This is a genomic window from Enterobacter sp. WI-ESBL-E8 (assembly GCF_053364895.1).
The window spans coordinates 2459565-2475881 of record NZ_JBRWXJ010000001.1 but is presented as its reverse complement, the minus strand read 5'-3'; the positions used below and the strand labels follow the sequence as shown (position 1 = coordinate 2475881).

At 54.8% G+C, this 16317-nt stretch carries 20 protein-coding genes; 8 read left to right on the top strand and 12 right to left on the bottom strand.

Features of this window, described 5'->3' with window-relative positions:
• Positions 1-246 precede the first annotated feature (246 nt).
• Positions 247-1155, bottom strand: coding sequence for a LysR family transcriptional regulator (locus tag ACWHWP_RS11935; RefSeq protein ID WP_447855654.1), 909 nt, complete (start codon positions 1153-1155; stop codon positions 247-249).
• A 94-nt stretch (positions 1156-1249) separates the two neighbouring features.
• Between ACWHWP_RS11935 and ACWHWP_RS11930 the strand changes: the two genes are divergently transcribed.
• From ACWHWP_RS11930 to ACWHWP_RS11910, 5 genes are all read left to right on the top strand, one after another.
• On the top strand, positions 1250-2212 hold the full coding sequence (locus ACWHWP_RS11930; protein ID WP_447855653.1) for an NAD(P)H-binding protein: 963 nt from the start codon (positions 1250-1252) through the stop codon (positions 2210-2212).
• An 81-nt stretch (positions 2213-2293) separates the two neighbouring features.
• Positions 2294-2737, top strand: a complete 444-nt coding sequence (locus ACWHWP_RS11925; protein ID WP_447855652.1) for a PACE efflux transporter — start codon at positions 2294-2296, stop codon at positions 2735-2737.
• A 71-nt stretch (positions 2738-2808) separates the two neighbouring features.
• Complete coding sequence (locus ACWHWP_RS11920) at positions 2809-3162, top strand: hypothetical protein (protein WP_447855651.1); 354 nt, start codon at positions 2809-2811, stop codon at positions 3160-3162.
• Positions 3163-3175: 13 nt separating this feature from the next.
• The gene (locus ACWHWP_RS11915; protein WP_447855650.1) at positions 3176-3604 is read left to right on the top strand and encodes a DUF4354 family protein; all 429 of its coding nucleotides are present in this window, start codon (positions 3176-3178) and stop codon (positions 3602-3604) included.
• An 87-nt stretch (positions 3605-3691) separates the two neighbouring features.
• Entirely contained in the window at positions 3692-4063 is a 372-nt protein-coding gene (locus ACWHWP_RS11910; protein ID WP_059310083.1) for a VOC family protein, read from the top strand.
• Positions 4064-4075: 12 nt separating this feature from the next.
• On the opposite strand, the gene ACWHWP_RS11905 is transcribed toward ACWHWP_RS11910, so the two are convergent.
• Positions 4076-4843, bottom strand: a complete 768-nt coding sequence (locus ACWHWP_RS11905; protein ID WP_059310084.1) for a DeoR/GlpR family DNA-binding transcription regulator — start codon at positions 4841-4843, stop codon at positions 4076-4078.
• 86 nt (positions 4844-4929) lie between these two features.
• On the opposite strand from ACWHWP_RS11905, the gene ACWHWP_RS11900 reads away from it, so the two are divergent.
• Both ACWHWP_RS11900 and tam read left to right on the top strand, forming a co-directional pair.
• Positions 4930-5514 (top strand): NUDIX domain-containing protein, encoded by a 585-nt coding sequence (locus tag ACWHWP_RS11900; protein WP_059310085.1) that lies wholly within the window; start codon positions 4930-4932, stop codon positions 5512-5514.
• Between the two features lie 83 nt (positions 5515-5597).
• Positions 5598-6356, top strand: a complete 759-nt coding sequence (gene tam / locus ACWHWP_RS11895; protein ID WP_447855649.1) for a trans-aconitate 2-methyltransferase — start codon at positions 5598-5600, stop codon at positions 6354-6356.
• Positions 6357-6361: 5 nt separating this feature from the next.
• Here tam and ACWHWP_RS11890 read toward each other — a convergent pair whose 3' ends face one another.
• The 7 genes from ACWHWP_RS11890 to ACWHWP_RS11860 all read right to left on the bottom strand — a co-directional run bounded on the left by ACWHWP_RS11890 (position 6362) and on the right by ACWHWP_RS11860 (position 12368).
• Positions 6362-7552 (bottom strand): cytochrome c biogenesis protein/redoxin, encoded by a 1191-nt coding sequence (locus ACWHWP_RS11890; protein WP_447855648.1) that lies wholly within the window; start codon positions 7550-7552, stop codon positions 6362-6364.
• Between the two features lie 135 nt (positions 7553-7687).
• The gene (locus ACWHWP_RS11885; protein WP_447855647.1) at positions 7688-8986 is read right to left on the bottom strand and encodes an ATP-binding protein; all 1299 of its coding nucleotides are present in this window, start codon (positions 8984-8986) and stop codon (positions 7688-7690) included.
• Positions 8983-9723 (bottom strand): response regulator, encoded by a 741-nt coding sequence (locus tag ACWHWP_RS11880; protein WP_447855646.1) that lies wholly within the window; start codon positions 9721-9723, stop codon positions 8983-8985. Before ACWHWP_RS11880 ends, ACWHWP_RS11885 begins: the two co-directional genes overlap by 4 nt.
• 44 nt (positions 9724-9767) lie before the next feature.
• On the bottom strand, positions 9768-10763 hold the full coding sequence (locus ACWHWP_RS11875) for an alpha/beta fold hydrolase (protein WP_447855644.1): 996 nt from the start codon (positions 10761-10763) through the stop codon (positions 9768-9770).
• Positions 10764-10907: 144 nt separating this feature from the next.
• Entirely contained in the window at positions 10908-11348 is a 441-nt protein-coding gene (locus ACWHWP_RS11870) for a GNAT family N-acetyltransferase (RefSeq protein WP_059310091.1), read from the bottom strand.
• A 12-nt stretch (positions 11349-11360) separates the two neighbouring features.
• On the bottom strand, positions 11361-11831 hold the full coding sequence (locus ACWHWP_RS11865; protein WP_447855643.1) for an N-acetyltransferase family protein: 471 nt from the start codon (positions 11829-11831) through the stop codon (positions 11361-11363).
• 9 nt (positions 11832-11840) lie between these two features.
• The gene (locus ACWHWP_RS11860; protein WP_447855642.1) at positions 11841-12368 is read right to left on the bottom strand and encodes a hypothetical protein; all 528 of its coding nucleotides are present in this window, start codon (positions 12366-12368) and stop codon (positions 11841-11843) included.
• 134 nt (positions 12369-12502) lie between these two features.
• On the opposite strand from ACWHWP_RS11860, the gene ACWHWP_RS11855 reads away from it, so the two are divergent.
• A complete protein-coding gene (locus ACWHWP_RS11855) occupies positions 12503-13051 on the top strand; it encodes a GNAT family N-acetyltransferase (RefSeq protein ID WP_447855641.1) in 549 nt (182 codons plus the stop codon).
• On the opposite strand, the gene ACWHWP_RS11850 is transcribed toward ACWHWP_RS11855, so the two are convergent.
• From ACWHWP_RS11850 to ACWHWP_RS11840, 3 genes are all read right to left on the bottom strand, one after another.
• Complete coding sequence (locus tag ACWHWP_RS11850; RefSeq protein ID WP_447855640.1) at positions 13039-13953, bottom strand: bestrophin family protein; 915 nt, start codon at positions 13951-13953, stop codon at positions 13039-13041. The genes ACWHWP_RS11855 and ACWHWP_RS11850 overlap by 13 nt on opposite strands.
• Before the next feature lie 201 nt (positions 13954-14154).
• Positions 14155-15606 (bottom strand): tagaturonate reductase, encoded by a 1452-nt coding sequence (locus ACWHWP_RS11845; protein WP_447855639.1) that lies wholly within the window; start codon positions 15604-15606, stop codon positions 14155-14157.
• Positions 15607-15723: 117 nt separating this feature from the next.
• A complete protein-coding gene (locus ACWHWP_RS11840; RefSeq protein WP_447855638.1) occupies positions 15724-16251 on the bottom strand; it encodes a GNAT family N-acetyltransferase in 528 nt (175 codons plus the stop codon).
• Positions 16252-16317: the final 66 nt, after the last annotated feature.

Below are 16317 nucleotides of genomic sequence, written 5' to 3'. Positions count from 1 at the left end.
CTGGAGACAGGAACGCTTTGTCATAATAGAGGAGGAAAGACCCCAACAGATTATACGAGGCTTATCACCTCAAATATCCAATTTAACATAATATACATTATGCGCACTGACGTCTAAGTACGCTTATTGTAGCATCTCAGTCTCACCATCCCATGGTTTCAATTAAGGACCTGCACACATCCACTAAATGCATATCGACTTTCTCACTGCTCCCCGGCATGACGTTGCAATGACCTCCCGAACGAATCACCGCAGCACCCTGTTGATATAACCCTGTAAATCCTCAGACAGAAAATCAAATACCGTTTTACAGGCCTGGCTATGGCGTAAGTCCTCATGCATCACCAGCCAGACGTCGAGATGAAACGCAAAGAATTCAGGCATTATCCTCTGCAACGGCACTGGAAAATCGGCCAGCTGTACCTGACACATCCCGATCCCGGCTCCTGCGCGTATGAGGTTTAATTGTGCAATATCACTGTCAGTTCGCACGTTAAGCCGATCGCGGTTAAGCTGCGGGAATTGCTTAAGCGACTGTAAAATAAAGGGAGTTACAGTATCGAAACCCACAAGCGTATGGGTAAATAGCTCATCAATACTTTCCGGTGCACTATGTCGCGACAGATAATCCGGCGCGGCATGCAGACCTATTTCAATCTTCCCCATCCGACGCGCAATCAGTTGATCCTGCACCGGCGTGGTCATGCGGACGGCAATATCCGCTTCCCGGTTCAGTAAATCCTGAACGCGATTAGACAGAACCAGCTCAACGGCTATCTGTGGGTATGCTTCCTTTATTCTGGCGATCGCCGAAGGCAGAACCTCCGTGCCGATAATTTCGCTGGCAGCGACGCGCACCACGCCGCGTAACCCGGTTTCGCCGGAACTGAAACTGGCAGCCGACCGCTCAATCATCATGGCGGTGTTTTCCATCGTTTGCGCATGGCCTCTCAGCTCGACGGCGGCATCCGTGGCCTGCAGCCCTGTCTGCGAACGGGTAAATAGAACAAGACCAAGGGCTGATTCCAGTGCCGCAATGTGGCGCCCGGCGGTTGGCTGGGTGATGGCAAGCACGCGTGCGGCCCCTGATAAGGACCCTTCTTTCATCACGGCCAGGAAGGTGCGATACCATTCCCACGGGATATTTAGCTTCATACAAAAATGCATACCTGTTGGCTTATATTATGCAATTACATTTAGCCCGCGCGCTCATTAAGATGTCAAGCAGATATCCAACAAGGGTCTGACGATGAAAAACACAAATAAGGTATTCATACTGGGCGCAACGGGCGGGATCGGCGGCGAAATTGCCCGTAAATTGATCCGTAACGAATGGGATGTTCGCGCATTGCGCCGCAGCGTTCCGCAAAACGACGAGCACAATAAACGTATTACATGGTTAAGCGGTGATGCGCAGAATGTAAAACAGGTTGAGGCTGCGGCGTCAGGGTGTAGCGTGATTGTCCATGCCGTTAACCCGCCGGGCTATCGGAACTGGGAACAGCTGGTTTTGCCCATGCTGCATAACACCATCAGCGCAGCGGAGCGAAACGGTGCTTTAATCGTTCTTCCGGGCACGATTTATAACTACGGTCCGGATGCGTTTCCCCTCTTACGTGAAGATTCTCTCCAGAATCCTGTTACCCGAAAAGGAGCCATACGAGTGCAAATGGAGCAGGCACTCGAAGCCTATGCTCAGCGTGGCGGCAAGGTGCTGATTTTGCGGGCTGGCGACTTTTTTGGTCCCCACGCAGGCAACAACTGGTTTTCACAGGGATTGGTCAAACCGGGGCAACCACCGAAGGTAATTAGAAACCCTGGGAAAACCGGCGCAGGCCATCAGTGGGCTTATCTGCCGGATGTCGCCGAAACGCTCGCAGCACTGCTGGCGCGTCGGGATGAGCTCGAGCCGTTTGCCAGTTTCCACATGCGTGGGCACTGGGATCCTGATGGGACAGCGATGACCGCAGCCATAAAGCGTGTCGCGGAGCGTGCCGGTATTAAGGCGAAGGTAAAGTCATTTCCCTGGTGGCTTATCTCTATGATGAGCCCTTTTAACATCACACTGCATGAAATGCGGGAGATGCGCTATCTTTGGGAGCAGAAAATAGAGATGGATAATGCAAAACTTATGGCCTTTTTAGGCCATGAACCGCATACCCCTCTTACCGAGGCCGTGCATGCCACATTAGCTGGTCTGGGCTGTATTTAACATAATCCTAACCTGCACGTTTACAAAGGGTTGAAAGATGTCTGATATACTTCAGCTTTTGAAAAAAGCAGCCCTAAGCAAATGGAAATTGAATTAAATAAAAGCATTAAAGAGAGAATCTTCCATGCTGTCATTTTTGAAGTGATAGCGAACGTTATCATCGCGCTGTCGCTTGCCTGGCTGATGAACGTGTCGATACTCCAGTCAGGCTCGCTGTCCGTGATATCTGCCCTCACCGCGACGGCCTGGAATTTTGTGTTTAATAAACTCTTTGACTCGCTGCAGAAAAAACACCGCTTTCAGCGAACCTTCCTCATTCGTGCACTCCATGCGGTTGGTTTTGAAGCGGGACTGATCGTCACCTTGATCCCTGTTGCGATGGTTATGCTGAATTTAACAATGACTGAGGCATTTTTTGTTGAGATTGGGCTGGTGCTGTTTTTCCTGCCATACACGATGTTGTTTAACTGGCTTTACGACTACCTGCGCTGGACATTTGTTGGGCGGAAACGGTCAGCCATGTAGCGGTTGTGCGCTATAACGCACAATGGTAGACTGGCCCTCTTGATTGACCCTAAGCAGTGAGGCGCCGCGTTATGAAGAAACTTCTTATACTCTTCCCCGTTCTGTGCTTAAGCGGCTGCGTGGATTTGGGTAAAATTGGAACGCATCCGGAAGTGGCTTCCTTCTATATCAATCATCCAAAAAGCCAGGTTGCAGATTGCCTCATATACGCATCAGCCAGAGAACATTTATCGCTGGAATTTGATGATACCCTTCCTGACGGTAGCGAAAGATATAATCTGCAGGATAGCAATCCTACCGATGTTGCCTGGGTCGAAGTCAGTAAATTCAGCGGAAAACAGACTTCCGTAGAATTTTATTATGCGCCTCACGATCCTGGGTTGCATAAATCAATTCTGTCTATAGTGGATCAGTGTAAAAAATGAAGAGGAAGATAAAATGCGTAATCTCCTAACTAAAGGCATTTGCCTTGCGTTAGCGTTGTCCGCAGCCGGGGCGGCTCAGGCCGTTGAGAAAGAGAGCCATGGCGACAAGTTTACCGGGATCACTATTTTCGCTCAAAAAGAGTCTCAGGGAAGCCAATGGAACAGCGTAACGGGTGAAGCGAAATACATGGTCAGCTATAAGGTGACGCTGGATAACGTGTCGGGCAAAAGTATTGAGCCGGGCAAAGATAATAAAATATGTTTCTTCCTGTTTGATAAAACCGGAAAAACATTTATGAGCACCGGCATTCAACTGGAAATGTTGAAAAAATACGAACCACGGGACAACAGAACGGGCGAGGTTTATTTTGCCAGTTCAAACCCTGACGTTTTAAATATGCCATTTGTCCGTTTCGGCATGGGTAAAGACTGCATAAATTGATGTCTGTCACATTGACGCGTTATTTGGCATGTTCGATCCCCCTCTCCTTCTATACTTTTTATTTCTCACTTTTATAAGGAAGGAACAATGTTCGATCATGTGAAATTCGGCGTCAGTGATTATGAAAAAAGTAAAACCTTTTTCCTCCAGGCACTTCGACCGCTTGGCGTGGAACTCATCGATGAAGGCACGCCAGACTACGGTGTAGAAATGAGTGCAGGCGACGTTTCGCTCTGTCTTTTTCAGACCAATGAAAAACCAGCGCCTCTGCATCTGGCGTTTGTGGCCGACACGCGCCAGCAGGTCGATGCGTTTTACCATGCCGCCCTGCGCGCCGGCGGATACGATAACGGCGCGCCGGGGTTGCGGCCATACGGTGAAAATTACTATGCCGCTTTTGTCATCTCGCCTGATGGTCATAACATCGAGGCGGTGTGCCATGCGCCGGAGAGCCCGTAGCTCAACGCTTCTTCAATCACTATCTGAGGTCAACAGGACGGATACTCCCTTTTCCGATACCGCACGGATCCAGTCCTTATCGGTATTATCTTCAACCACAATAGTGTTCACAGAGGAGACATCGCCAATCACGAACGATGACGCGGTGTTTATTTTCTCCGGAGACGCCAGGACAACCGTCTCGGCGGCTCTGCCGGAAAATGCACGTTTGATGCTTGCCTCTTCAAAATCACCGGTGGTCAGCCCTGCCTCAGGGTGGATGCCGGTCACGCCCATAAAGAACAGGTCCGCATGTATATTTTCAATGCCTTCAATGGCCGCTGCGCCGACTGCGACAATCGAGTGTTTATACAATCGACCGCCGATCAGTATCACCTCGATGGAAGGACGCTCGACAAGCCGCAGGGCAATACTCGGGCTGTGCGTCACCACCGTGATGCGTAGGTCAGCCGGTAAAAACGTAATCAGCTCCGAGGTCGTCGTGCCGCCGTCGACGATAACCACCTGGCCTGATGAGATCAGCTGTGCGCCTCTGCGGGCGACCCTTTTTTTCGCATCCATCTTCACCGATTGACGCTCGGCGAATGGCGCAATAGCGGAAGATGAAGGCAGCGCGCCGCCGTGAACGCGCTGCAAACGCCCTTCTGCCGCCAGCTCGCGTAAATCACGCCGGATAGTGTCTTCTGAGACGTCGAAAAGAATGCTGAGCGCCTTAGACTGGACCTGGCCTTCGGCTTCAAGCTTTTCGAGGATCAATTGTTTTCGCTGGCTGGTGAGCATCATGAATTCCTGATGTTGTATGTTTTATCTTGAAGTTGCACGATAATGCTGTTTATGATGATTACTCTACGTAAGGAGGAACAAACGTGCAATCAAAACGTGCAGATGTGCGCATCATTAATAGTGAAACGCTGTCAGATAACTGGTACGTCCTGAAAAAATTCACCTTCGACCTGCAGCGACGCGACGGCGAATGGCAGCGTCAGCATCGGGAAGTCTACGATCGCGGGAACGGCGCGACGATCCTGCTCTACAACCGTGATAAAAAGACGGTGATCCTGACCCGCCAGTTCCGTTTCCCCGTCTTCATCAACGGCCATGAGGACGATTTGATCGAAGCCGCTGCGGGGCTGCTGGACAATATGGATCCCGAAAGCCGCATAAAAGCAGAAGCGGAAGAAGAGACCGGGTTTCACGTTTCACGCGTTCAGAAAATCTTTGAGGCCTACATGAGCCCGGGCTCCGTCACGGAAAAACTCTACTTTTATCTTGCCGAGTACCAGCCTAAAGACAGAACCGGCGCAGGCGGCGGGATCAAGGCAGAGGGAGAAGATATCGACGTGCTGGAAATGACGCTTGAAGAGGCATTACGCGGCATTGAAACCGGCAAGATTGTTGACGGGAAGACCATCATGCTGCTTTATCATGTTGCGCTCAAAGGTATTCTCTAGCCTGCCGCTCTCCGGACACCTGCCGCCGTGCAGGTGTTTGCCTGTGCTATTCTTGCAGAAGCCTGCAAAATGGAGAACCGAAGATGGCCGACTGGAACCCCTCTCTTTACCTGCAATACGGCGCAGAAAGAACGCGACCTGCCGCTGAACTCCTCGCCAGGATCCCGCTGGATGATGTTACCACCGTCGCTGATTTAGGCTGCGGGCCAGGAAACAGCACGGCGCTGTTGAGGCATCGCTGGCCGTCGGCACACATCACCGGGGTGGATAATTCCCCCGCAATGCTCGTGGAAGCACGCGCCGCGCTACCTGACTGCCACTTTGTTGAGGTCGATATCCGACGGTACAGGCCCGAACAGCCGCTGAGCCTGATTTATGCCAACGCCTCGCTGCAGTGGGTCCCTGACCATTACGAGCTTCTGCCTCACCTTGTCTCTCTGCTTAGGCTTAACGGCGTGCTGGCGATCCAGATGCCTGACAACTGGCTTGAACCCACTCACGTGGCGATGCGTGAAGTGGCGCTGGAGCAGGACTACCCTGACCGCGGCCGCGAACCTCTCCCGGGCGTGCATGCCTATTACGATATTTTGTCCGAGGCGGGCTGTGACGTGGATATCTGGCGGACAACCTATTTCCACAAAATGAGCTCGCACCAGGCGATTATTGACTGGGTAAGCGCCACCGGTTTGCGCCCGTGGCTCCAGGAACTGAATGAGAGCGAGCAGAAACGGTTCCTGAAACGCTACCATGAACTGCTCGAAGAGCAGTATCCGCTCCAGGAAAACGGGCAGATACTGCTGGCTTTTCCGCGGCTATTTATCGTGGCGCAACGTCAGCCCTGACCCGGCTATGAGCGGGCTTCTTTGAGCAGTTGCTGAATAACCTTCTCCTGCTGCTCATAATCCCCTTCGCCAAAGGCGGTGTAGCGCAGCTGCCCTTTGGCATCAAAATAGTAATGCGCTGGCCAGTACTGGTTACCGAAAGCATTCCAGATTTGATAGTTGTTATCCGTCACAACCCGATACGGCAACTGCCATTTGGTGACCGCATTTTTTACCGACGAAAGCGGTTTTTCCCAGGGATATTCCGGAGTGTGGACCCCAATCACCACCAGACCCTGCGGCTGATACCTTGTGGCCCAATCCCGCACGTGGGGAAGCGTATGCTGGCAGTTAATACAATCCCACGTCCAGAAATCGATCAGCACAACCTTGCCGCGCAACGATTCAGACGTGACAGGGTCACCGTTTATCCACCCTGTCCCACCGCTGAGCGAAGGCAACTGGCTGCTGGGCTCCGTCATCACTACCGGCTGGAGCTTCACCGGCGCGGCTGCGGGTTTCGCCAGATTTAAGAGCGCGGTCTCCAGACGGTCAGCGACGCCGTTTGCCCCTTTCAGCAGCGAGGTCATCCCCGTCGCGTTTAAGACGACCGCCGCTAACATTGCTACTCCTGCCCCCTGACGAAGTTTCACCATCAGCGCAGACTTGGCTCTTAACGGCGCCATCAGCGTGCGGCCGCCGACAGCGAGCAGGCCCAGCATCAGCGCGCATCCGCTGCCATAGGCGGCCAGCAGTGCGCCAGTGGCGATGGCCGAATGCCCCGCAATGTTAATGCTGAAAATAGCGCCCAGAATGGGCCCCGCGCAGGGAGACCAGAGCAACCCGACCGCAAGTCCGGCCAGAAAAGCCGATGCCGTGCCGCGCGTTTGCCCGCTTCGGGCGTTAAGGACGTTCCCGGCGCCGACTGCAGGGCTCGCCATGCGCTGGGCGAAGGACGGGAAAATTAAGGCCAGCGCGGCGGTAGCCAGGATCAATAGCGCGACCCAGCGCCCGACTATGGTTGCCTCCGTTATCCACTCGCTGGCGACGGTGACGACCATCGCGACCAGGGTGAACATCACGATCATCCCCGCGAGCAGTGCCAGAATATGTCGACGCTGCCCCTGAAAACCGGCGAACAGCAGTGGAATAACCGGGAGCGTACATGGGCTGAGCAGGCTTATCATCCCGCCCAGAAAAGCGATTACCAGAAACATAGTGACCTCACAAAACAAGTCCTGCGACGCTGCAGTGAGGCTATTTCATCGTTCTGATGTGTTCAGGATGTGTGTAAAAGCGCGGGATTTGTCTGGCTCTGTATCACCCCGGCCGGTAGATACAAAGCCGTACAATTAACGGCGCGGAAGCGTAATGGAGACCTGCAGCCCGCCCCCGGCGCGGTTCGCCAGGTTCAGCTTTCCATCAAGCTGGGCGGTGAGCTGCGCGGCAATCGCCAGGCCGAGCCCGGTCCCGCCGGTATCGCGGTTGCGCGATGTTTCAACCCGATAAAACGGCTGTAATACCGCCTCTAGTTCGGCCTCGGGGATCCCCGGCCCGTCGTCCGCAATGTGAATAACCACCTCGCTGTCAGACGAATCATCAATGGCTATTACGGCGCGTTCGCCGAATTTGAGGGCGTTATCCAGCAGGTTGGTCATTACCCGGCGAAGCGCCTGCGGACGCGTGACGATCGGCAGGCGGGCATTGACTGCATGAAACTGCACGTTTTTACCGATGTCCTGATAATCGCAAGCGATGCTGTTGATCCAGGCGTTCAGCTCCAGCTTCAGCGAGGTCTCTTCCAGTGATTCGGATGACCGGGCATACGCAATCCCCTCCCGCACCAGACGCGTCATGCTGTCAAGGTCGTTCAGGAGCTTGTCGCGAAGTTCTGGTTCCCCGGCCATTTCGACGCGCAGCTTCATGCGGGTAATCGGAGTCTGGAGATCGTGCGATATGGACGCCAGGATCTGCGCCCGTTCCCGGAGGTAAGACTGAATGCGCGCCTGCATCGCATTGAAGGCGTGCGCTGCCCGCTGCACCTCAAGCGGCCCTTTCTCCGTCATTGGCGTGCTGGCTGCGGGATCCAGTGAATCCACCGCGCGGGTAAACTGTGAAAAAGGCCGCACCACCTGTCGCACGGCGAACCAGGAGCATGCCGCCAGAAGCAGCAGCTGCAGGATGAGCACAGCGGGCAGCCAGCTGGCGACAGGCGGCATGCGCGGGATCAGATCAATGGTCAGCGGCGCGCCATCGCTGAGCGTCAGATGTGCCTGAATATGCGAAATGGCACCGGGAACCGCGGTAAAGCTGAGCGGGTACTGTGCCGCCAGCGTCGCTTTCAGGGTGCGGATGGCATCCTGCGAACGCTTATCCGTCGGCGCGGATCCGGGCTCACCGGTGCCCAGGATATAGCGGTAGTTACCTCGTTCAAGTCGCGGAAGCCATGCGGCGCGTTCGCTGGCCGGTAACCGGTTTAAAATGGCGACGCTGGTTGCGACATCGTTTTCCAGATTACCGAGCATCACCGTGCGGGCGCTGTGCATTCGTTCAACCATGACCAGCGTCAGGCTCAGGGCGTTAGCCAGCAGCAGACCCGGCAGCACGACCATCAGCAAACGGGCCAGCAGCGAGCGTGGCCAGAGGGTCATTCGTTAACCTCTTTGATGATGACCGGCATCGTAAAGACGTAGCCTTCGCTGCGTACGGTTTTGATATAGGCCGGCGTGCGGGCATCTTCATTCAGACGCTGTCGAACCCGGCTTACCAGCAGGTCGATGGAGCGTTCAAACAGCTCGGCGTCGCGACCCTGCGTCAGGTTGAGCAGCTGGTCCCGGGTGAGCACGCGCTGAGGATGGTCAAGGAAAACGCGCAGCAGGCGATATTCGGCACCGCTGAGCGCCACAATCACCCCTTCCGGATCGATTAAGTGCCGGGCGACGGTATCGAGCTGCCATTCACCGAACATCACCAGCCGCCCTGCTTCCGTTACCTGTAAATTGGGCGGCATCGTGCGAAAGCGCCGTAAAATGGCCTTGATGCGCGCCAGGAGTTCGCGGGCGACGAAAGGCTTCACCACGTAGTCGTCCGCGCCCATCTCCAGGCCGAGGATCCTGTCCGTCTCCTCGCTGCGCGCCGTGAGCATCAGGACTGGCAGATCTTTATGTTTGCCGCTGCGCAGCTGTCGGCATAGCGTGAGACCGTCATCGCCGGGCATCATCACGTCCAGCACCACCAGGTCGATATGCTGTTTATCCAGCACGACGCGCATCTCCTTGCCGTTGGCCGCGCCCGTGGCGCGATAGCCAGACTTGACGAGATAGTCGACAATCAGTTCACGTATATCCCTGTCGTCATCGACGACAAGGATGTGGTCAGTATGCTCCACCGAAATCTCCAGACCGAAGGGTAACGTACTGAAAATAGCACATTTCAGAGTTTATCAGCGTCGACAACGGCCTTAACGAAATCCTGCGGATCTTCCTGAGGCGGGTTGTGCCCCACGGTTGCCCCGAAGGTCCGGTGCTCATATTTGCCGGTAAATTTACCCGCATAGGCCTGCGGTGCCGGGTGCGGCGCGCCGTTGTTTCCGCCTTCGATGGTGATGGTTGGGACGGTAATGTTCGGCAAGGCGGCCAGTTTTTGCTCGTAGCCGTCATATTTCCGCTCCCCTTTTTCCAGCCCTAAGCGCCAGCGGTAGTTGCTGAGCGTCACCGCGACGTGATCCGGGTTATCGAGCGATTTGGCGCTGGCGTTAAAGACAGCATCGCTAAATTTCCAGTCAGGCGATGCCTGCGACCAGATCAGGCGAGCGAAGTCATGCGTGTTTTTGGCATAGCCTTCTGCGCCGCGCGCGGTGGCGAAATAGAACTGATACCACCACTGCTGCTCTGCTTTTGGCGGCAGCGGCTGTTTACCAATCTGCTGGCTGCTGATGAGATACCCGCTTACCGAGACCAGTGACTTCACGCGCTCTGGCCACAATGCCGCAACGATATCCGCCGTACGAGCTCCCCAGTCGTATCCCGCGAACACCGCCTGCCTGATATTCAGGGCGTCCATCAAATTCACAATGTCTTTCGCCATGGCCGAAGGCTGGCCGTTGCGCGGCGTTTTTGCTGACAGGAAGCGCGTGGTGCCGTAGCCGCGCAGCGAAGGCACAATGACCCGGTAGCCTTTTGCCGCCAGCGCGGGTGCGACCTCGGCGTAGCTGTGAATATCGTAGGGCCAGCCGTGTAGTAAAATGACCGGTTGGCCATCTTTGGGGCCGATGTCGACATAGCCGATATTCAGATCGCCGGCATTAATCTGCTGTGGATGATCAAAGGCGGCCGCGACGTTTGTGCCGGTGGCTTCGGCCTGGCAGGACATCACGGTGGCAAGCGAAACGGTCATTGCAAGGGCTGAGTAAGCAAGTTTGCTGAACATGTTGGTATCTCCGGTTGAGTACAATTCACGGGGATATAACAACACCTCAATGTATAGCGGATATGTGCGAAAGCGGGTTTATTGCAAGCCTGTGTATGCATCAGCGACGCGGATACAGTGTGATACAAACACAGGCGTTTTAGCTTAAAGAGAGAGGCGGTAGCGGACGTAGTCGTCAGCCTCGCCGTATTTGTCATAAAGTTTACGCGCCGGGTTGTTCTCCCGGGTGACCCAATACAGTTTTGCCCACCCTTCGCGCTTGCCTTCCGCTATCAGGGCATCAATGAGCGCCTTCCCGGCACCCGCTCCCCGTTCGGAGGCATCAACGAAAAGATCCTCCAGGTAGCAAACGGGGGCCGTTGACCAGGTGCCTTCGTGGAGAATGCACATCGCGAAGCCGATGACCTTTTCGTCTTTCTCTACCACGCGGCAGAACATCGGGGAATGCGCGGAGAGCGCCCTTTCCCACGTCGATACGGTAACCGACTCATCGAGAAAGCAGTCATAAAAATGGGTGTAGCCGTCCCACAGCGGTCGCCAGTGGGAGTAATCGTCTGCGCGTAAAGGTCTTACCGTGACAGCCATGCGTTCCTCACATTACACATTGATCGCCATTTCAAAACAGCGTAAATCAGCGCCCGCCATCCGCGAGTGATGATATTTTTCGCTCAGCGTAGCAAACCCCAGCTTCTGGTAAAACGACCGGGCGTTAGGCGTTGCATCGAGCGTCAGGCGGGTTATCCCCCGGCTGCGGGCCTCCTTTTTGAGCGCCTCGATAATCCGGGTCGCCATGCCTTTACCGGATGCCGCAGGCAAGGTGAATATCGCCTCCAGGCAGTGGGTATCCAGATCCAGATAGCCGGTTGCCGCAATCTCGCCCTTTTCATCTTCCACCACGTAAAATGGGTATTCAATGACCATTTGCCGGTAGCGTTCGGGCATCAGATCGGGCGTCCAGCGCGCAATGACGTCCGCGTCGTAACTGGCTTTACAGCCGTGACGGATCGCCTGATTGCGAATATTCCAGAGTATTTCGGCTTCCTGCGGCTTCGCTTTTCGTAACGTCATATCACCTCTTTAACGGCTATTTAACCGGATTTCACGTGCCAGTCTGGCAAGCCGCTGAGTGCGACAGTAGAGGGTAAACAGCACAAAGCCGCTGCTGTTCATCACTACCCGACAAAGTAACAGCGCGAAGCATGCAATGGCCAGTGGCCAAAGGCTTCCGTCATGAGAAAACAGGAGATGCAGCGCCTGAACGAGAGTCATGACCAGCAGAATGATGAACACAGCCATAAACCCCAACAATCCCGACGTCTTCCCTCGGGCCAGAAGAACGCTGATAACAATGAGCGCGCCTGTCATTAATAATGATGGTACGAAAAAGCTCGGTGCATGGTGTAAAGGTGACAACCCCCGCAACGCGCTGAGAAAAGGCAGCAGATTTAACGCAAACGCCACTAAAAACAGAGGTAACAGCGCCGCTACCGGGTAAGGATTTTGACGCGGAAGCTCGCCGAGGGGGTCAGAAAAATACTGTTTCTCTTTGCCATGCTGAAGGAGATCCTGAAAAACCCGTCCGGTTAAAAGAGCCAAAAAACTCATCAATATTTCCCCATCAAAGAAATAATGCCCATTTTTGGTAGTGAATAAACCCAGCGTGCCTCAACTGAATGTGATAGAGATGAAAATACCAGAACGCAAACAAAATCATAACGCTTAAATATGGAGATCCGCGGATGACGATACCTACCCTCACGACAGAACGCTTGCTGCTAAAACCGCTGGTTGCCGAAGATGCCGCCCAGATACAAAAGCTGTATCCGCGCTGGGAGATCGTCCGCTATATGGTCTCTTCCGTGCCCTGGCCCTACCCGGATAACGGCGCGGAAAACTATGTTAACAACGTGGCGCTGCCGGATATGGCAAAAGGGATTGCCTGGTTCTGGAGCATCCGCCGTCGCGAGGTGCCGGACGCGCTGATGGGCATGATCTGTCTGTACGATGTGGAAGATAACAACCGCGGGTTTTGGCTGGCGCCGGAGTTTCAGGGACAGGGATATATGCGCGAGGCCAGCATTGCCGCAACGGATTACTGGTTTAATACGCTGAACAAGCCCGTACTGCGCGCGCCGAAGGCCGCTACCAACAGCCGCTCCCGTCGTATTTCAGACAGTAGCGGCATGCGGCTTATCAGAACGGAACAGAAAGCGTACGTCAGCGGCATGCTCGATTCCGAGCTGTGGGAAATCACCCGCGACGAATGGAACGCCCGTCAGGTCAGCTGATAGCGCTTATCCGGCATCAGCCTTTCCGGAATGTTCTCTTCATCGTTCATCTGCAGCAGATCGCGTTCCATCATGTTGCAGATGGCGTCCAGCGGCAGGTCGTTATTTTCTGTGCCAAACGGATCTTCCAGCTCTTCCGCCAGGGTATCCAGCGAGATAAAGGTGTAAGAGATGAGGGCCGAGACAAAGGGCGTCATGTAGTGCAGGTCCACGACCAGCGCGAACGGCAGCATGATGCAGAACAGATACACCGTGCGGTGCAAAATCAGCGTGTAGGCGAACGGCACCGGCGTTGTTGCAATACGCTCGCAGCCGGAAAGGACGATAGACATATCGTTCAGACGGTTGTTCAGGCTGTGGAACAGAATGTCTGAGAGTTGCCCGTTACGCCGCCGCACGGCCAGCCACTCCCCCATGATCAGCAAAATACGGTTCGCCGGCGAGTTGGCGTCCATGACTTTACGTAAATCATCCGCAGCAAGATAGCGAGAGAGTTGCTCAGCGCTCAGTTCCCGGCGCAGGGTCATGCGCAGGCAGTTGGCGAAAGCAATCTGCAAACGGACAAACTCGCCCAGGTGCTTATCGTCTGGCAAGGTGTTTTTTACCTCGCGAAACAGCGAGCGTGCCGCTATCATCAACTGCCCCCAAAGCAGCCGGGCTTCAACGTAGCGGGAATAACAGGCGTTGTTCCTGAAACCCAGAAAGATAGCGATCGCCACGCCGAGAATGCTAAACGGCGCCACGGTAAATTTGATGCCCAGCGAGGAATACCACGGCAGCATCAGGATAACGGCGATAGAAAGCAGGAAGTTGAGCAGCAATCGGGTATAGATCTTAGGAAATACCGAACCGTGCCAGACGAAAATCAGTTGTAGCCAGTGCTGTTTAGGACGAACAATCATAGTGAGATTCAGGAAAGAAAAGAGCGCGGCTATTAAACGTGATCCCCCTCACAGTTGCAAGCATGTTAATGGAACATTGCATTTTCTCACCTGATTAGCGAAATCTGCACGGTGCTAAGGTTCGTTTTTAAAAACAGGGTAAATAGTATGTTGTAACTAAATGATATCGTATTTAAACCCGGCCGAAGCCGGGTGAACTCACTAGCAAAGCGGTTTAACCGCGACGCGCATGCCCTTCAGCAGAATGGCATCCAGGTCCAGCGTGACCTGGTCGACAAGACCGCTCACCTGCGTCAGATCCTGCTCCCAGTGCTCGCTCACGCTCAGCACCGAGTGCACCAGCTCGCGGGTGCTCAACTGGCGATCCCGGTGCTGCGCCCAAAGCTGCTGATAACGTTCCAGCCAGGACGCATCGTCCTGCACCGGATAGCTCTCCCCGTTACGCTCCGCGCGATAAAATGCGATCAGCGCCGCTAAGGCAAACGTCAGGCGCGCAGGTAATTGTCCCGTCGCCTTCTGCCCCGCCAGCAGCTGCGGCAGGATGCGAGTGCGGTATTTGGTCATGCCGTTGAGCGCGATGGAGAGCAGCTGGTGTCTGATGTAGGGGTTACGAAAACGCCCTGTGACCGCGCTGGCAAAAGATTCCAGCTCTTCACGCGGCAGATCGAGCACCGGGATAATTTCCTGATAAATCGCTTTCTCGACGAACGCGCACACCTCTGCATCGTTCATCGCCTCGCCTACCGTGTCCAGCCCCGCCTGGAAGGCGACCGGCACCAGCGCGGTGTGTGCCCCGTTCAGGATGGCGACCTTGCGCTCTTTATAGGGTTTGATGTCATCGACAATCAGCACGTTCAGCGGGTGCTTATCCAGACGAAGCTCGCGCGCAAGGGATGCCGGGCCCTGAATCACAAACAGATAGAAATGTTCGGCCGTATCAAGGAACCCATCGTGGTAACCCAGCTCCGCTTCCAGCGTGGCCACTTCATCGCGCGGGTAGCCCGTCACGATACGGTCAACCAGCGTCGAGCAGAAGCTGTTGGCGTCGTTTAGCCAGCGGGTAAAGGCGGCAGGCAGCGCCCACTCCTGCGCATAGCGCAAGACGAGTTCGCGCAACGCATCGCCGTTGTAGTCAATCAGTTCACACGGAATGATGACCCAGCCTTTGTCCGGCGCGCCGTTGAAGTGGCTAAAGCGCTCAAACAGCAGCCGCGTCAGCTTCGCCGGATAGCTCACCGCGGGGGCATCGTCGAATTTGTCACCCGCGTGGTAGCTGATGCCGGCTTCGGTGGTGTTCGAGAAAACAAACCGCATGTCCGGATTGTGAGCCAGCTTCAGAAACGCGTCATAGTCGTCGTAGACGCTGATTTCACGGTTAACGGAGCGGATAAGTCGGGCGTCGCTCACCGCCTCGCCCTGCTCATTCAGGCCACGAATAATCGTGGTGTACAATCCATCCTGCGTGCTTAGCGACGGCGGGAAGTCGCTTTTGATCGGGCGAACGATGACCACGCCGGCGTTAAGATCGGTATGTTCGTTCAGCAGGTCGATTTGCCAGTCGATGAAGGCGCGCAGGAAATTGCCTTCACCAAACTGAATGATACGTTCCGGATAGTGCGCACCGGGAAAATCACGACGGTTGAGAGTGTCCACGTTGGGTTCCTTTTATAATTAGTCATACAGCCTGATAAGATTGGTACGATAACTTATCAAAACTTAACGACCAGAAACCCTGTTTTGATCAATCCGCGGTGCGGTTGTGCAAAATAATTATAAGAACTTATAAAACACGGACGTGGCCGTCATAGCTCCGTCCGGCATCAGCGCATAGCGCGGGATCTCACCGACCTTTTGCCAGCCGGCGCGCTGGTAGAAGGTTTCGGCCCCGCTGCCGGTGGAGGTATCAAGTACCAGAACGGAGATGTTCCGGGCACGGGCCTCAACTTCAAGCGCTTCCATCAGCGCCATCGCGGCCCCTTTCCGGCGCGCTTTCTCATGAACCAGCAGCTTCGCCACGTCCGCGCGGTGCGGCTGGTTTTCCGGCTGGTCGACGATCAGCTGCACCGTGCCAATAATGCCGTCCTGCGGGTCGACGCAGGCCAGCACGAGACGCTCGTTGCGTCCTGCGCTTTCTGCCATACCGCGCCAGAAAGAGCGGGCCTTATCGAGGCTAAAGGGAAGCATAAAACTGACGGATGCCCCGCCGTTTACGCAGTTTTCGAGGATCCCGGCCAGCGTATCAAGATGGGTAAGGATTTCTTCCCGGGTGAGGGTTTTTATTTGCAGTGAGGTATTCATTGTTTTTCCTTACGTTGAATACGCTCACTCTGCATTTAACATCTTCTTAACGCAAACGGATCTGAC

What these genes read in the sequence shown, in the direction of transcription:
- ACWHWP_RS11935 (WP_447855654.1), bottom strand. Translation starts at nt 1,155, where the DNA reads ATGAAGCTAAATATCCCGTGGGAATGGTATCGCACCTTCCTGGCCGTG.
- ACWHWP_RS11930 (WP_447855653.1), top strand. Translation starts at nt 1,250, where the DNA reads ATGAAAAACACAAATAAGGTATTCATACTGGGCGCAACGGGCGGGATC.
- ACWHWP_RS11925 (WP_447855652.1), top strand. Translation starts at nt 2,294, where the DNA reads ATGGAAATTGAATTAAATAAAAGCATTAAAGAGAGAATCTTCCATGCT.
- ACWHWP_RS11920 (WP_447855651.1), top strand. Translation starts at nt 2,809, where the DNA reads ATGAAGAAACTTCTTATACTCTTCCCCGTTCTGTGCTTAAGCGGCTGC.
- ACWHWP_RS11915 (WP_447855650.1), top strand. Translation starts at nt 3,176, where the DNA reads ATGCGTAATCTCCTAACTAAAGGCATTTGCCTTGCGTTAGCGTTGTCC.
- ACWHWP_RS11910 (WP_059310083.1), top strand. Translation starts at nt 3,692, where the DNA reads ATGTTCGATCATGTGAAATTCGGCGTCAGTGATTATGAAAAAAGTAAA.
- ACWHWP_RS11905 (WP_059310084.1), bottom strand. Translation starts at nt 4,843, where the DNA reads ATGCTCACCAGCCAGCGAAAACAATTGATCCTCGAAAAGCTTGAAGCC.
- tam (WP_447855649.1), top strand. Translation starts at nt 5,598, where the DNA reads ATGGCCGACTGGAACCCCTCTCTTTACCTGCAATACGGCGCAGAAAGA.
- ACWHWP_RS11890 (WP_447855648.1), bottom strand. Translation starts at nt 7,552, where the DNA reads ATGTTTCTGGTAATCGCTTTTCTGGGCGGGATGATAAGCCTGCTCAGC.
- ACWHWP_RS11885 (WP_447855647.1), bottom strand. Translation starts at nt 8,986, where the DNA reads ATGACCCTCTGGCCACGCTCGCTGCTGGCCCGTTTGCTGATGGTCGTG.
- ACWHWP_RS11875 (WP_447855644.1), bottom strand. Translation starts at nt 10,763, where the DNA reads ATGTTCAGCAAACTTGCTTACTCAGCCCTTGCAATGACCGTTTCGCTT.
- ACWHWP_RS11870 (WP_059310091.1), bottom strand. Translation starts at nt 11,348, where the DNA reads ATGGCTGTCACGGTAAGACCTTTACGCGCAGACGATTACTCCCACTGG.
- ACWHWP_RS11865 (WP_447855643.1), bottom strand. Translation starts at nt 11,831, where the DNA reads ATGACGTTACGAAAAGCGAAGCCGCAGGAAGCCGAAATACTCTGGAAT.
- ACWHWP_RS11860 (WP_447855642.1), bottom strand. Translation starts at nt 12,368, where the DNA reads ATGAGTTTTTTGGCTCTTTTAACCGGACGGGTTTTTCAGGATCTCCTT.
- ACWHWP_RS11855 (WP_447855641.1), top strand. Translation starts at nt 12,503, where the DNA reads ATGACGATACCTACCCTCACGACAGAACGCTTGCTGCTAAAACCGCTG.
- ACWHWP_RS11850 (WP_447855640.1), bottom strand. Translation starts at nt 13,953, where the DNA reads ATGATTGTTCGTCCTAAACAGCACTGGCTACAACTGATTTTCGTCTGG.
- ACWHWP_RS11840 (WP_447855638.1), bottom strand. Translation starts at nt 16,251, where the DNA reads ATGAATACCTCACTGCAAATAAAAACCCTCACCCGGGAAGAAATCCTT.